This is a genomic window from Wenzhouxiangella indolica, from assembly GCF_042310355.1.
GTDB lineage: Bacteria > Pseudomonadota > Gammaproteobacteria > Xanthomonadales > Wenzhouxiangellaceae > Wenzhouxiangella.
Map to the genome: position 1 here is coordinate 84,695 of NZ_JBHJMR010000002.1, position 14,326 is coordinate 99,020.

At 65.9% G+C, this 14,326-nt stretch carries 13 protein-coding genes; 4 read left to right on the forward strand and 9 right to left on the reverse strand.

Annotation, left to right across the window (positions count from 1 at the left end; genetic code table 11):
* Window positions 1-3: 3 nt before the first annotated feature.
* The 8 genes from ACDC67_RS03665 to ACDC67_RS03700 are packed head-to-tail and all read right to left on the reverse strand — an operon-like array spanning window position 4 to window position 5,599.
* On the reverse strand, window positions 4-540 hold the full coding sequence (locus tag ACDC67_RS03665; RefSeq protein ID WP_376690706.1) for a DsbE family thiol:disulfide interchange protein: 537 nt from the start codon (window positions 538-540) through the stop codon (window positions 4-6).
* Entirely contained in the window at window positions 537-2,492 is a 1,956-nt protein-coding gene (locus ACDC67_RS03670) for a heme lyase CcmF/NrfE family subunit (protein ID WP_376690708.1), read from the reverse strand. Before ACDC67_RS03670 ends, ACDC67_RS03665 begins: the two co-directional genes overlap by 4 nt.
* The gene (ccmE, locus tag ACDC67_RS03675; RefSeq protein WP_376690709.1) at window positions 2,489-2,938 is read right to left on the reverse strand and encodes a cytochrome c maturation protein CcmE; all 450 of its coding nucleotides are present in this window, start codon (window positions 2,936-2,938) and stop codon (window positions 2,489-2,491) included. The genes ACDC67_RS03670 and ccmE overlap by 4 nt, the downstream gene beginning before the upstream one ends.
* Window positions 2,922-3,092 (reverse strand): heme exporter protein CcmD, encoded by a 171-nt coding sequence (gene ccmD, locus ACDC67_RS03680; protein WP_376690711.1) that lies wholly within the window; start codon window positions 3,090-3,092, stop codon window positions 2,922-2,924. The genes ccmE and ccmD overlap by 17 nt, the downstream gene beginning before the upstream one ends.
* Window positions 3,089-3,859 (reverse strand): heme ABC transporter permease, encoded by a 771-nt coding sequence (locus tag ACDC67_RS03685; RefSeq protein ID WP_376690713.1) that lies wholly within the window; start codon window positions 3,857-3,859, stop codon window positions 3,089-3,091. Before ACDC67_RS03685 ends, ccmD begins: the two co-directional genes overlap by 4 nt.
* Window positions 3,856-4,524, reverse strand: a complete 669-nt coding sequence (ccmB, locus tag ACDC67_RS03690) for a heme exporter protein CcmB (RefSeq protein ID WP_376690714.1) — start codon at window positions 4,522-4,524, stop codon at window positions 3,856-3,858. The genes ACDC67_RS03685 and ccmB overlap by 4 nt, the downstream gene beginning before the upstream one ends.
* On the reverse strand, window positions 4,521-5,126 hold the full coding sequence (gene ccmA, locus ACDC67_RS03695; RefSeq protein ID WP_376690716.1) for a heme ABC exporter ATP-binding protein CcmA: 606 nt from the start codon (window positions 5,124-5,126) through the stop codon (window positions 4,521-4,523). The genes ccmB and ccmA overlap by 4 nt, the downstream gene beginning before the upstream one ends.
* A complete protein-coding gene (locus ACDC67_RS03700) occupies window positions 5,126-5,599 on the reverse strand; it encodes a DUF3293 domain-containing protein (protein ID WP_376690717.1) in 474 nt (157 codons plus the stop codon). Before ACDC67_RS03700 ends, ccmA begins: the two co-directional genes overlap by 1 nt.
* Window positions 5,600-5,715: 116 nt before the next feature.
* Here ACDC67_RS03700 and gor point away from each other — a divergent pair, with 116 nt between their 5' ends.
* From gor to ACDC67_RS03720, 4 genes are all read left to right on the forward strand, one after another.
* On the forward strand, window positions 5,716-7,071 hold the full coding sequence (gor, locus tag ACDC67_RS03705) for a glutathione-disulfide reductase (RefSeq protein WP_376690718.1): 1,356 nt from the start codon (window positions 5,716-5,718) through the stop codon (window positions 7,069-7,071).
* A 30-nt stretch (window positions 7,072-7,101) separates the two neighbouring features.
* Window positions 7,102-11,172, forward strand: a complete 4,071-nt coding sequence (locus ACDC67_RS03710; protein ID WP_376690720.1) for a S8 family serine peptidase — start codon at window positions 7,102-7,104, stop codon at window positions 11,170-11,172.
* 88 nt (window positions 11,173-11,260) lie between these two features.
* Window positions 11,261-12,004: a glycosyltransferase family 2 protein gene (locus ACDC67_RS03715; protein WP_376690722.1), complete on the forward strand. Its 744-nt coding sequence runs from the start codon at window positions 11,261-11,263 to the stop codon at window positions 12,002-12,004.
* 80 nt (window positions 12,005-12,084) lie between these two features.
* Window positions 12,085-13,650 carry a hypothetical protein gene (locus tag ACDC67_RS03720; RefSeq protein ID WP_376690724.1) on the forward strand — a complete coding sequence of 522 codons (1,566 nt, stop codon included), beginning with the start codon at window positions 12,085-12,087 and terminating at the stop codon, window positions 13,648-13,650.
* Here the strand turns inward: ACDC67_RS03720 and ACDC67_RS03725 are convergent.
* The gene (locus ACDC67_RS03725) at window positions 13,613-14,320 is read right to left on the reverse strand and encodes a TVP38/TMEM64 family protein (protein ID WP_376690725.1); all 708 of its coding nucleotides are present in this window, start codon (window positions 14,318-14,320) and stop codon (window positions 13,613-13,615) included. The genes ACDC67_RS03720 and ACDC67_RS03725 overlap by 38 nt on opposite strands.
* Between the last annotated feature and the right edge of the window lie 6 nt (window positions 14,321-14,326).

Here is a 14,326-nt window from a genome sequence, read left to right on the forward strand (position 1 = left end):
AACTCATCGAGCTTCCCCTCGCAGTTCCATGGCCCGCCGCATCAGGTCCTCGAACACCGTCGCGTCGATCGGCCCGATATGCTTGTGGCGGATGGTGCCTTCGTGGTCGACCAGGAAGGTCTCGGGCGCGCCATAGACGCCCAGGTCGATGGCCACCTTGCCTTCGAAGTCGACCAGGTGCCTGTCCCAGGCGTCGCCGAACTGATCGATCCATTCCAGCGCGTCCGCGCGCTCGTCCTTCCAGTTGAAGCCGACCAGTTCGATCGGCGCCTCGTTGCCGAGCCGCTCGACGAAGGGGTGCTCGACCCGGCAGGCCCAGCACCAGCTGCCCCAGACGTTGAGAATGAACGGCTGGCCCAGGAGATCGCCCCGGCTGGTGCGGGTTTCGGGATCGTGCAGGCCGGGCAGGGTGAATTCGGGCAGCGGCTTGCCGATCAAGGGCGAGCGGACCAGCTTGCGCTCATCGCCGGTCTGCAGGCCGGCGATGAGCAGAATCACCAGCGCGAGGAAGACCGCCAGCGGAATCAGCATGCGAATCATGCGCTCGCCTCCGCGGCCGCCCCGGCGGGTTGCCTGGCCTTGCGCTTGCCGCGGTAACGCCGGTCGGAAGCCGCGATCAGGCCGCCGAGGCCGATCAGCACCGCGCCGGCCCAGATCCAGCGCACGAAGGGTTTGATGTGTACCCGAAAGCTCCAGGCACCGCTCGCGCCGAGCTCCTCGCCCATGGCGATGTAGAGATCGCGGAACACGCCGGGCTTGAGCGCGACCTGGGTCATGGTCTGGCCGCCGCGGTGGTAGTGCCGTTTCTGCGGCGACATGCGCGCAATTTCGCGATCACCGCGATGGATGCTGAAGCGAGCTTCCTCGGCACGCCAGTTCGGTCCCTTGACCTGGGCGACTTCGTGCAGGGTAAAGCGATAGCCGGCGGCCTCGACGGTTTCGCCCGGCGCGATGCGCACATCGCGTTCGAAAGTGTGGGCCTCGACCATGGCCGCGCCGATGACGAATACACCGGCGCCGGCGTGGGCCAGCAGCATGCCCCACTGGTGACGGGCCAGGCCAGAGCGACTTGCCCGGGCGGTCCGCAGACCGTAGGCAAGCGCGCCACTGAGTAGCCAGAAACCGCCGATCCAGCCGGCCGCCGCGCGCAGGCTCCAGGTGCCCAGCCAGGCGCACACGAGCAGCGCGGCGACGATCGAGACCACGGCGGCGGTCGCCAGCGGGCGGGCGACGCGCAGGAACTCGTCCCGCTTCCAGCGAGTGAAGGGGCCCAGCGGCAGCAGCAGCACGACCGGCGTCATCAGTAGGATGAACATGGCGCCGAAGTAGGGCGGGCCGACGGAAATCTGACCCCAGCCCATGAAGTCGATGATCAGGGGGTAGAGCGTGCCGAGCAGGACCATGGCGGCCGAGACGGTGAAGAAGACGTTGTTGAGCAACAGCGCCGATTCGCGGCTGACCCAGTCGAAGCCCTCACCGGTCATGATGCGCGGCGCGCGCAGGGCATACAGCACAAGCGCCCCGCCGGTCACCACGCCCATGAAAACGAGGATGAAAAGCCCGCGCTCGGGGTCGTTGGCGAAGGCGTGCACCGAGGTCAGCACGCCCGAGCGGACCAGGAAGGTGCCCAGCAGCGACATCGAGAAGGCCGCGATCGACAGCAGTACGGTCCAGGCCGGGAAGGCGCCGCGTTTCTCGGTCACGGCCTGGGAATGGATCAGGGCGGTGCCGATCAGCCAGGGAATGAACGAGGCGTTCTCGACCGGATCCCAGAACCACCAGCCGCCCCAACCGAGTTCGTAGTAGGCCCACCACGAGCCGAGCGCGATGCCGAAGGTCAGAAAGGCCCAGGCCGCCAGGGTCCAGGGCCTGGACCATCGCACCCAGTCGCGCTCGACCTTGCCGTCGATCAGCCCGGCAATGGCAAAAGCGAAGGCCACGGCGAAGCCGACGTAGCCCATGTAGAGCAGTGGTGGGTGGAAGATCATCCCCACGTCCTGTAGCAGGGGGTTGAGATCGCGCCCGTCGATGGGGCCGGGCAGGATGCGCTCGAAAGGGTTGGATGTGAACAGGATGAACAGCAGAAAGCCGACCGAAATCATGCCCATCACCGCCAGCACGCGCGCGGTGAACACGCGCGGCACCGAACGCGAAAAGGCGGCCACGGCCAGCATCCAGCCGCCGAGCAGCAGCATCCACAGCAGCAGCGAGCCCTCGTGGCTGCCCCAGACGGCCGTCAGGCGGTAGTACCAGGGCAGCAGCAGGTTGGAGTGCATGGCCACGTAGGTGACCGTGAAATCGTGCTGAAGAAATGCAAAGGCCAGGGCCGCGAACGCGCCGGCGAGGAAAACGAAGTGCCCGATGGCCAGCGAGGGAGCCAGCTTCATCAAGGCCTGGTTGTTGCGCTGGGCGCCGACCATGGGCAGCACCGCCAGCAGCGTTGCCAGCACCAGGGCCAGGATCAGTGCAATCTGTCCGAGTTCCGCGCTCATTGCTTCGAGGCCTCGGGTGGGTGTCCGGCGGCTTCGAGCGACTTCATGACTTCCGGCGGCATGTAGGTTTCATCGTGCCGTGCCAGGACCTCGTGCGCCCGGAAGTGTCCGCTCTCGTCGAGATGCCCGTGGGCGATCACGCCCTGGCCCTCGCGAAACAGGTCGGGCAGGATGCCTTCGAAGCTCACCGGTACGTCGTGGCGCCCGTCGGTGACGGTGAACTGCACCGCCAGGCTATCGGGCTCGCGCTGAACCGATTCAGCGGCCACAAGCCCGCCCAGGCGGATCTGTCGGTCCAGCGGCGCGCTGGCGGCATGGACGTCGGTGGGGCTCACGAAATAGAGCATGTTGTCGTTGAGCGCGGTGATGGCCACGGCCGTGGCCGTTCCCACGCCCAGGACGATCAGGGCGACGATTGCGAGTCTTTTCTTACGCGTCGGGGTCATCGTAGTTTCCGAGTTGCAGGGCGTATTCCTCACGCAGTTCGGCGAGTATGCGCCGCCTGCGCAGGCGTGGCTGAATGAATTGCCAGGCCATGATCACGGCAAACAGGCCGTAGCTGGTCCAGACATAAAAAGCGTAATCCAGTTGCGGAATCATGCATTGTCCCCCGGGGGATTGTTGCTGACGAGTTGCCGAATCCAGTTCTTGCGCCGGTCCTGCTCGAGCAGGTCGTTGCGGGCGCGGTCGAGCAGGGCGGCGCCGAACATCAGCTTGACGCCGATCGTCATCCAGATCAGCGGCGGCAGCATGCTCGGATGCATCCGCGACTCGCCGAGCAGGCGAATCGTCGCGCCCTGATGCAGCGTGGTCCACCATTCCACCGAAAAATGGATGATGGGAATGTTCACCAGCCCGACCAGGACGAGGATACAGGCTACCCGTGCACCCTTGCGTCGATCCTCGAACGCCGCGTACAGCCCCATGATGCCCAGGTAGATGAACAGCAGCACCAGCATCGAGGTCAGTCGCGCGTCCCACGCCCACCAGGTGCCCCACATGGGTTTGCCCCAGAGCGAGCCGGTGGCCAGGCACAGCGCGGTGAAGGCGGCGCCGATGGGGGCCGCGGCCATGGTCATGATCTCGACCGTGCGAATACGCCACACCAGGGCGATGACGGCGAGTACCGCCATGACCAGGTAGCCGGCCATGGCCTGCCAGGCGGCCGGTACATGGATGAACAGGATGCGGTAGCTGTCGCCCTGCTGGTAGTCGGGCGGGACGACGAAGAGCGCCAGGTAGAGGCCGACGACGGTGCAAGCAAGGAAAGCGCCCCAGAGCCACGGCGCGAGGACCCGACACAGCTTGTGAAAGGTCGGCGGCGAGCCGAGTCGGTGGAAGCCGACTTTCAGGCGATGGAAAATCATTCGATGTTCAACCTCAATGCAGCGGTGGTGGCCAGGGGAACCAGCGTGACGGCCAGGATCAGCAGGGCCGCCAGCAGCCCAAGGTGCGCACTGGCCGAGTGGCCTTGCGCGGCCGCGGCAACGCCTCCGGTGGCGAAGATCAGGACCGGGACCACCATCGGGAACACCAGAATGGACAACAGAACGCTGCCGCGGTTCGTGCCCAGGGTCAGGGCGCTGGCGAGGCCGCCGACCAGGCTGAGAATCGGCGTGCCGATCAACAGACTCAGCATCAACGTGCCGAGGGCCGCGTCGGGGAGGTAAAGCATTTGCGCGGCCAGCGGCGCGAAGACGATCACCGGCACGCCGGTGATCAGCCAGTGGCTGAAAAGGCGCGTGACCACCAGTGCCGCGGGTGAATTCGATCCCACCCACCATTGTTCCAGCGTGCCGTCCTCGAGATCCGGACGGAACAGCTGTTCCAGCGCGAGCAGGCTGGCGAGCAGGGCCGCGACCCAGATCATGCCCGGCGCGATGCTGGCCAGTAGATTGGGGCCGGGACCGACGCCCAAGGGCACCAGGATGATCACCGCGAACAGGAAGATCAGCGGCATCAGGGACTCGCCGCCGTGGCGCAGGGCCAGGCGCAGATCGCGCCGGAACAGTGCGGACATCTGTGCCGTCATCCCGCCTCTCCGGCATGGCGCTCGACCACGAGCGTTCGAACGGTCGCGTTGATTTCCGGCTGTCGCTGGTGGGTTGAAAGGACGACCGATCCGTCGCGCCCCAGTTGTTCCGACAGCAGGGCATCGACCAGGGCACAGCCGTCGTCGTCGAGGCTGGCGTAGGGTTCGTCGAGCAGCCAGACGGCCGCCGGCGCGACCAGCAGGCCGGCCAGTCCGAGCCTGCGCTTTTGCCCGGCCGACAGCGTGCGCGCGGGCCTCAGCCCCAGGCCGGCCAGTCCGACGCGGGCCAGGGCCCGGCTGTTGGGCATGCCGCTGGCGCTGGCCTGGAAGCGGCGCCGGAAATCGAGGTTCTCGCGACAGCTCAGCTCGCCCTTGACCGCGGCCAGGTGGCCCAGGAAGTTGACCGGGGCGTGGCGTTTCACCGTGCCCCCGGATGGCCGCAGGATGCCGGCGAGCAGGCGCAGCAGGGTCGTCTTGCCCGAGCCGTTGGCGCCGCGTATTGCCAGGGCCTGCCCGCCGCCGATCGACAGATCGACCGGCTCGAACACCGGCTCCCCGGCTCGCGAAAACGTGGCCTGGTGGGTTGCAAGCAGGGTGCGCATCAACTGACCTTGTCGGCCCACTGCGGCATGGTTTGCGGCCAGCTTTCGCCGTAAAGGCGAAGCCGGGCCGGCTCTCCGGGCCGGCCTGTGACAACCGCGGCCTGGTCGAATTCGCGCGCCAGCTTGTCGAGGTCGGCCATGCCGATCTCGACGATCAACACGGCGATCTCGTCGGGCCAGGCGGCCTCGGGATCGCGATTGACGGCGGGGTGGGTATCCTGCCCGGTGTGCGCGAGAGCCGCGAGCAACTCCTGCTGGCGCCGACGGTTGCCTGCTTCGTCCAGCCGGCGAGCCTGCGGGTTGAATGCCGTGACCACGGCCCAGGCGCGGTTTCCGAGCGCCGCATCCAGGGATGCATGCCGCCGGCCGGGATGAAGAACATGCTCCCCGCCGGCGATGCGCACCCGGTATTCGGTGGCTGCAAAAGCCTGTAGCAGTTCCTCCGGGGTCTGGCTGGCGCTGTGCATGATCATCGATTCGCGGATTTTTCCCGGTCAGAGGTGCTGGTGACGTAGTATTTTACCGCGTGCCGTATCCGCGGCATGATCTGAATCAAACCCTAAGCTGGAAAACCTCGATTGGATTGACGATGCCAAGCCATGACTATGATCTTTTCGTGATCGGCGCCGGTTCCGGCGGCGTTCGCGCCTCCCGTATCGCCGCCGGTCACGGTGCGCGCGTGGCCATCTGCGAGGAATCGCGCGTCGGCGGAACCTGCGTCATCCGTGGCTGCGTGCCCAAGAAGCTGCTGGTTTTCGCGTCGCAGTTCTCCGAGCATTTCGCCGATGCCGGCGGCTATGGCTGGGACGTCGGCGAGTCGTCCTTTTCCTGGCCCGAACTGATCCGGGCCAAGGATCGCGAGATCGATCGGCTCAACGGCATCTACCACGGCTTGCTCGATAACGCCGGCGTGACCCTGTTCGAGGGCCGCGGGCGCCTGGTCGATCGGCACACGATCGACATCGGCGAGCGCCGGGTTACGGCCGACAAGATCCTGATCGCGACCGGAGGTCGGCCGTGGGTGCCCGATATCCCGGGGGCAGAGCTGGGCATTACGTCCGACGAGGCCTTTCACCTAGACTCCTTGCCCGGGCGTGTCCTGATCGCCGGCGCCGGCTACATTGCCGTTGAGTTCGCCGGAATCTTCAACGGCCTTGGCAGCGAGGTCACGCTGGCCTATCGGCGCGACCTGATCCTGCGCGGGTTCGACGACGACCTTCGCAGGGCGGTCGAGGCCGGCATGCGCGGCCGGGGCATCGATCTTCGCTATCACTGCGCCCCGGCCCGGCTGGAGCGCGTTGAAGACGGAATCGAGGTGACCTTCTCGGACGATCGGCGCCAGGTCGTCGATACCGTCATGTTCGCGACCGGCCGGTCGCCGTATACCTGGGACCTGGGCCTGGAGGATGCCGGTGTGCGCACCGGGGCCAACAACGCCATCATGGTCGACGAATTCAGCCGGACCAGTGTGGACAACATTTATGCCGTCGGAGATGTGACCGACCGCGTCAATCTCACGCCGGTGGCCTTGATGGAAGGGCATGCATTCGCCGACACGCAGTTCGGCGGCATGCAGCGCCCGGTCGAGCACGCCAGCGTGCCGGCCGCCGTTTTCAGCCAGCCGCCGGTCGGTACCGTCGGGCTGAGCGAGGCCGAGGCGCGCGAACAACTGGGAAAGATTCGCATTTTCCGGTCGACCTTTACGCCGATGAAATATACTCTCGGTGGAAGAGATGAAAAGGGGGTCATGAAGCTGGTGGTCGATGCTGCCAGCGACCGGGTTGTTGGCTGCCACATGGTGGGGCCGGATGCGCCGGAAATCGTCCAGGGCTTTGCCGTGGCGGTTCGGGCGGGCCTGAGCAAGGCCGATTTCGATCGAACGATCGGCGTCCATCCGACCAGTGCCGAGGAGCTCGTCACGCTGCGGCAACCGGTCAGCGACTGACACAATGAAATGCAACGAAAGGCAGATCGAATGAACGCAGTGACCCGCTCCCTCCTGGCTGTTGGCCTGGTTTCCTTTTTCGCGGCCGGCGCGGCCCTGGCAAAGCCGACGATGGTCGTGCCCGGAAAATGGATGGTTGAACTCGAATCGCCGCCTGCCGTGGCTTACGAGGGCGAGCCGGTCGCTGCGTTGCTCAGCGACGGCAGCAAGGCCACGCCCAAGCGCCTGGCCGCCACTGCGCCGGGCGCGACAGGCCGCAGCCGCTACGACGCGCACACAGCGGAAGTGGCCGCCTATACCGCCCATCTGGGCCGCGAGCGCGAAACGGTGCTGGAACTGGCCTCGCGCGAGCTCGGCCGCAATGTCACCGCCGAGCGCGTCTACCAGCACGTGTTCAACGGTTTCGAGGCAAAGCTCGACAAGTCCGAGGCGCAACGTCTCGCGCGGCTGCCCGGGGTCCGCACGGTTCGCCCCGTTCTGGCCCATCGCATGGAGCTTGAAGCCGGCCCCGAGGTGATCGGCGCCACCGACGTGCACGCCGGGACATCGGCCGTTGCGGCAACCGGCGGCGAGGGCACGGTGATCGGCGTCATCGACAGCGGCATCAACTGGGAGCACAGCTATTTCTCCGATGACGACCTGGCCTCGGGCCACAGCTTCACCAACCCTTACGACGAGCAGCTGGGTGAATGCAGCAAGTCGAACGTGCTGTGCAACGACAAACTGGTCGGGGTCTACGACTTTACTGTCGAGGAAACCGACGGCAAGGATCCGGAGGGACACGGGACCCACGTGGCGTCGATCGCCGCCGGCGTGCCGCTGAGCTTCAGCCTCGGTTTCTCCGGCAGCTACGTGTACAACTCCACCGGCGTGGCGCCGCACGCCAACGTGATTTCCTACAAGGTCTGCTACCGGGATCACCCCGACAACGACGACCTCGACGACAGCTGCGAAGGCAGCGCCATCGTCGAGGCCTGGGAACAGGCCGTGGTGGACGGCGTCGACGTGGTCAACTATTCCATCGGCAGCGATGCGGTCGATCCCTGGACGGCCTACTCCCCGCTGCTCAACCTTTGGTCGGCGGGCATTCCCTTCGTCACCTCCGCGGGCAACAATGGCCCCGGCCCCGGCACGGTTGGCTCCCCGGCCAACGCACCCTGGGCCTTCGGCGTGGGCAGTTCCACCCATGGGCGCCTGATCGGTTCGCGCGCGACGATCGCCGGGCTGGCCAATCGTCTGCTGGTCTACGGCAGCGGCCCCGAGCTCTCGTCTTCGCTGACGGCACCGCTGGTGGCGGCTGATGAATTCGGCGACAACGACTTTGGCTGCAGCGCTTTTCCTTCAGGGTCACTGGCCGGCTCGATCGTCCTGATCCAGCGCGGCGAATGCCTGTTCTCCGACAAGGTTGGCAACGCATCCGCAGCCGGCGCGGAGGCCGTTCTGGTTTACAACAATATCGCCGGCATTCCCATCGCCATGGGTGGCCTGGACGACAGCGCGATTCCGGCGGCGATGATGGATCGCGACGACGGCCTTGCCGTGCGCGATGCAATGGACCAGTCCTCCAGCCCGCAGGCGACACTCCTGACGGGTGGCTATGCCAAGGTCAATGAAGGCTGGCAGGACTATATTTCGGATTTCAGCGGACGCGGTCCGCTGACTTACCCGCAGGGGCTGATGAAGCCCAACGTCGTAGCGCCCGGGTCGAACATCGTTGCCGGTTGGTTCGACGGCGCCAATTCCTTCGCCATGCTGGGTGGCACCTCGATGGCCAGCCCGCACGTGGCCGGTTCGATCGCGCTGCTGACCTCGATCCACCCCGACTGGACCCCGCCGATGTTGCAGTCGGCGCTGGAAACGACGACGGAAATCGAGCCGCTGCGCTGGGAGGACGGTCCGGCCACGGTCTTTGATCGCGGCAACGGCCGGATTCGTGTCGACCGCGCCGCCCGGGCAGGACTCTACCTGCCGGTGACGCGCAACGATTTCAGCAATGCCAACCCGTCCAACGACGGAGATCCGCGCCAGCTCAACTTCGCCGGCGTCTGGGACCACTCCTGCGCTTCGACCTGCTCGTTTACCCGCACCGTCCGCGCCATTGACGGCGGCAGCTGGGACGTGTCGGTCAGCGGTGACGTGGATATATCGGTCTCGCCGCAGAGTTTCACTCTTTCGTCGGGTCAATCGCAGACCCTCGAGATCGAAGTCGACACCGGGGCGATGTTTGCCGGTGCTCTGGGTCAGGGCCAGATCGAGCTGACACCCACCCAGGGTGACTTCGTGGCGCAGCGCCTGAACGTGGGCGTGCAGGTCGCGGCGGTGGAGCTGCCCGAGTCGCTCGAATTGAGTGTCGACAGCAACCGCGGGCGCCATACCGAGATCGTCGAAGCCGGTCCACTGCCGGAGCCCGTTTTCCGCACCAGCGACCTTGTTGCTCCGCGGCGCGAGAACTTTTCGCTGCAGCAGGACAGCAGCCCCTCCGACCCCTACGCCGGTAGCGTCGGTCGCGAGACCTTCCTGCTCGACGTCCCGGCCGAAACCTTGCTGCTGATGGCCGATACCTTGTCCTCTTCGGCGACCGATATCGATTTGTTCATCGGGCGCGACAGCAACGGCAACGGCCGTGCCGACGCCAGCGAGGAAGTTTGCAGCTCGCGCAGCCCGGACGAAATCGAATCCTGCCGGATCGAGAATCCGGCCGCCGGCAGCTGGTGGGTGCTGGTCCAGAACTGGCAGTCTTCGAGCAGCGGCGCGACCGACGACATCGAGCTCGAGATGGCGGTGCTGACCGCCAGCGACGGCTACAGCTTTGCCGCCGCCGGTCCGGGTTTTCACCCTGGCGGCGAGTTCGAACTCGATTTCTACTGGGACGAGCCGGCCATGCTGCGCGACCGGCGCCGCGTGGCCGCTGTCGGCCTGAGCAGTTCGCCCGACCTTCGCGAGGATCTCGGCGTGGTGCCGGTCTACGTGACCCGTACCGGCGACAACGCGCCAAAGACAACCGTGCTTTTCGACGGCGAGACGCGGTCGGTGGTCGTTCCCGCCGGCACCCGGCATGACCGCTTGTTCATCGACGTGCCGCCCTCGGCGCTCGGGCTCGAAATCGAAATCGAAGGCCAGAACGGCGTCGATGGCGCCCTGTACCGGCTCGATTACGCCGGTATCACGGGTCAGGCTCCCGACACCCCGCCGGCGCCGACCAGCGGTGCCCTGGCGAACGGCAGCGGGTCGGGCGACGGCTACTCGCTGAGTGTCGACGCCCCTGCTGGCGGCGAGTTGACTCCGGGGCGCTACTACATCGCGCTCGACAACACCGCCGCTGCCGAAAGGCGAGTCCGCGTATCGGTGGCGATCGAGGAATCGGACTCGGCCGGACTGCCGGACTTCGGGCTCTGGAGCCCGCGCGATCGCACGATCTACCAAGGCTTCGAGTGGGCCGCCGGTGCGGCGGGCTTCGTGGTGTGGTATAGCTACGACGACGAGGGCGTTCCGGTCTTCTACAACGCCGTCGAACCGATCGATTCCGGCCGCTCCACCTGGTCGGCGGACCTGCTCAGAACGACGAGCATCGGCGCGCGCAACAATATCGCCACGGTCGGGCACCTGGGTATTACCGCCCTCGGGGAAGACGACATGATCGTGTCCTGGCGACTCAACGGCGCTCACGGCTCCGAAAGGTTGCGGCCCGACAGTTCGCCCACCTGCCCGGAAATCGACGGTGAACCGGTCAGCTACACCGGCCACTGGAGCGCGCCCGATACCGCGCAGGGCGGCACCACGATGATCATCACCGATACCACCCAGGGCCAGGTGCGCTATTACTTCGACGATCTCGGGATCGGGCGCTGGGTCATCAGCGAGAACCCGGCCGGGAACGGACCGCTGGGCGAGCAACTCGACTTGCTGGAACTGCGCGGCTTTTGCCCCAACTGCGAGGAAGTTCCGGTCGATATCGAGACGGTCGGCAGCTATTCGCGGATTTTCGACAGCGAGTCATCGGCGACCGAGATCACCGATTTCGAGTCGCTTCCGCCGCTGAACCAGTCGTACTCGAGTGAACTGTCCATCGAGAAGCAGTCCTCCCGACAGACGTGCCAGTAGTTCGCTGTGAACGCCGCGTCGGCCGGCCTGTTCGGCCGACGGGCCCTTTCTCCCGTCCGGATCACTCGACGCGCGGCAAGCCAGGTTCATGATCAGGGGTCACAAGGTCGTGGTCGTCATGCCCGCCTACAATGCGGTCAGGACGCTGGAAAGGACGCTGTCGGAGGTGCCGCGGGACGTGGTCGACGACATCGTGCTGGTCGACGACGCCAGCCAGGACGACACCGCGGGGCTCGCCCGGTCGCTGGGAATCGAGCACGTCATCCGGCACGACAGCAACCGCGGCTATGGCGGCAACCAGAAGACCTGCTATCGCAAAGCGCTGGACCTGGGCGCGGACATCGTCGTGATGCTGCACCCCGACTACCAGTACAGCCCGCGGCTGATCCCGGCCATGGCAGAACTGGTCGCGAGCGGGCTCTTCCCCGTGGTCCTGGGGTCGCGGATTCTGGGTGGCGGTGCGATCAGCGGCGGCATGCCGGTCTACAAGTACCTGGCCAACCGGATGCTGACCCTTTTCCAGAACCTCTGTACCGGCGCCAAGCTGTCGGAGTATCACACCGGCTACCGGGCCTTTTCGGCGCGTTTGCTCAGGCAGCTCGACCTGGATGCCAATTCCGACGATTTCATCTTCGACAACCAGATGCTTGCCCAGACGCTGGCGCGGGGGTGTCGCATCGGTGAGGTCACCTGTCCGACGCATTACTTCGGCGACGCATCGTCGATCAACTTCCGTCGATCGGTGACTTACGGGCTGGGCGTGATCGGCGTTTCCCTTCAGCACCTGGCCGGTCGGATGGGGGTGTACCGCTCGCGCTTTCACCGCTCGTGAGCGACGGGGCGTCAAAGACGGCGTTCGAACAAAAATGGCTCTTGTGGGCCGCGGTACTGACCGTCGGTGCCGGATTGCGTGTGTGGCAGATCGGTCTCCAGATTCCGGTCGACGACGAGTGGCATGCCCTGCATCGGCTGATGCAGGCCGGTTACGCTGAGATCTTCCAGTCGTTCGGTCATGCCGACCACAGCATTCCGCTGACCCTGTTATTCCGCGCCCTGGCCGACTCGGTCGGGCTTCATGACTGGCAGTTGCGGCTGCTGCCCATGCTCTTCGGCCTGGCCGCGCTGGTGCTGCTGCCACGCCTTCTGCGCCCCTGGCTGAAGCCGGACGAGGCCTTGTGTCTTGCCGCGCTGGTCTCGATCTCGCCGCTGTTGATTCATTTCTCGCGTTTCGTGCGCCCCTACGCCCTGGTGATCGTGCTCGGGTTTGCGGCGATGATCCTGCTTTGGCAGTGGTGGCAGCGTGGCGGTTGGGGACGCGCGCTCGCGTTCTTTGCCTGTGCGGTGCTCGCGGCCTGGCTGCATCCGCTGACGACCCTCTACACGGGAACGGCACTGACCTGGTTCGCCGTGGCCGGACTGCTTCGCTGGCGCCGGGATGGAACGGCCGGCCCATTCTGGCGGCTCTTGCTGCTGGGCGGGATGACCACGGCGGCCTGCAGCGCCTTGATCCTGCCCCCGCTGCTGGCCGATTCGGCGTCGATTGCGGTCAAGACCGGCAAGCACTCGATTGAACTGCAAACGCTGGCGAGAAGTTGGGAGATGGCGCTCGGCGTCGGGTATTCCTGGCTGGCCATCGTTCTGGCCGTCCCGGTCGCTGCGGGCGCGCGCGCGCTGTGGCGGCGTGATCGCGCTTTCTTGTGCTACTGGCTGGTGTTGACCGCGGTCGTCGTGCTTTCGCTACAGCTGCTCGGGCCGGAGTGGATCCTCAACGCCCTGGTGCTGGTGCGCTACAGCCTGCTTTCGCTACCCGTGTTGCTGGCCCTGCTGGCGATCGGCCTGGTGCAGGGCGCGCGCCTGATCGCCGGCCGCCTGGGCCTGGCCCATCGCTGGGACGGTCCTGTGGCACTGGTCGGCGTGGCCGGGCTGTTTCTGCTCGGGCCTGTTCCAGCCACCTACAGCGGGCTGAACCAGTTCACCAATGCCGCCCGCTACCAGATCGACTACAACTTCGAACGAAGCGTCCTGGGCTCGATCATGGCGCCCATCGAAACGCCGGCATTCTACGGGCGCATCGCCGAGGCCGACGGGCAGTGGCAGGTGGTGGAGGCCGCCTGGCACTTCGAAAGCAATTTCACGCCCATCTCGCAGTTCCAGCGTGACCATCAGCTCGCCCTGCATATCGGCATGATCAGCGGCCTGTGTACTGATTGGACCTACGGCGAGATCGAGCCGGACATCGGCCTGGAAATCGAACTCGATCACTTCCTGTACCTCGCCGATATTCTCCGGCAGCCCGAGGAAGTCAATCGTTTTGTGGTGTTCCCCTTGAGCTACCCCTTCGACTACGAGGTTCGTCCCCTGCCGGACATCCAGCCTTGCATCGACGCTTTCCGGGCCCGATACGGTTCACCGTGGCATGAAAGCGACGACTACGTCGTGTTCAGGATTCCGGCGAAAGGCCGGGCAGACGATGCCTGAGTAGCCAGGAGATACAAATCAGCAAGACGACGCCCAGCATGGGCAGGCCGATCCTGGGTTCGAGCAAGATGGCCGGCGACATGACCTCGCGCGCTTCGAGCAGGGTGTCCAGCCCCGCGCCCACGCCCGCGTAGACGACGGATGGGGGCGTCAGTCCGACCATCGAGGCGACCAGGAAACGGGTGAAGTCGATGCGCGTGATCGCCGCCCCGGCATTGACCACGAAACAGGGTGCGACCGGGACGATTCGAAAAAGCGTGACGTAGAACACGGCGTTGCGGTCCATCAGTTCGAGCAGGGCCCGTGTGCGCCCCTGATATAGCACGCTGCTGTCCTCGCGCACCCGCAGGAAGCGCATCAGGCCGAAGGTCAGCGCTGCGCCCAGCACCATTCCGGCCAGTGCCGCGGCAGAACCGACCCAGGCCCCGAACAGGAATCCCCCGGCGATCGTGAATGCTGTGGCAGCGGGCAGGGTGAGCGTGATCACGATGGCGAAGGTAATCACGTACAACGCGACGCCCGGCCAGTAGTGGCTGGAAACCCAGCCTTCCAGTTGGCCGACGAGCTTGAGAATCAGTTCCTGGCCGAAATCGGTCAGCCCGACCGCGAAGGCCAGCACGATGGAAATGGTCAGGGCCGCCGCGGCCAGTTTGATGCGCTTATGCTGCATGATCCG

Bases quoted from the DNA above. Each gene is read 5' to 3' on its own strand.
- ACDC67_RS03725 (WP_376690725.1), bottom strand. From the start codon at position 14,320: ATGCAGCATAAGCGCATCAAACTGGCCGCGGCGGCCCTGACCATTTCC.
- ACDC67_RS03685 (WP_376690713.1), bottom strand. From the start codon at position 3,859: ATGATTTTCCATCGCCTGAAAGTCGGCTTCCACCGACTCGGCTCGCCG.
- gor (WP_376690718.1), top strand. From the start codon at position 5,716: ATGCCAAGCCATGACTATGATCTTTTCGTGATCGGCGCCGGTTCCGGC.
- ACDC67_RS03665 (WP_376690706.1), bottom strand. From the start codon at position 540: ATGATTCGCATGCTGATTCCGCTGGCGGTCTTCCTCGCGCTGGTGATT.
- ACDC67_RS03670 (WP_376690708.1), bottom strand. From the start codon at position 2,492: ATGAGCGCGGAACTCGGACAGATTGCACTGATCCTGGCCCTGGTGCTG.
- ccmA (WP_376690716.1), bottom strand. From the start codon at position 5,126: ATGCGCACCCTGCTTGCAACCCACCAGGCCACGTTTTCGCGAGCCGGG.
- ACDC67_RS03710 (WP_376690720.1), top strand. From the start codon at position 7,102: ATGAACGCAGTGACCCGCTCCCTCCTGGCTGTTGGCCTGGTTTCCTTT.
- ACDC67_RS03715 (WP_376690722.1), top strand. From the start codon at position 11,261: ATGATCAGGGGTCACAAGGTCGTGGTCGTCATGCCCGCCTACAATGCG.
- ccmD (WP_376690711.1), bottom strand. From the start codon at position 3,092: ATGATTCCGCAACTGGATTACGCTTTTTATGTCTGGACCAGCTACGGC.
- ACDC67_RS03700 (WP_376690717.1), bottom strand. From the start codon at position 5,599: ATGATCATGCACAGCGCCAGCCAGACCCCGGAGGAACTGCTACAGGCT.
- ccmE (WP_376690709.1), bottom strand. From the start codon at position 2,938: ATGACCCCGACGCGTAAGAAAAGACTCGCAATCGTCGCCCTGATCGTC.
- ccmB (WP_376690714.1), bottom strand. From the start codon at position 4,524: ATGACGGCACAGATGTCCGCACTGTTCCGGCGCGATCTGCGCCTGGCC.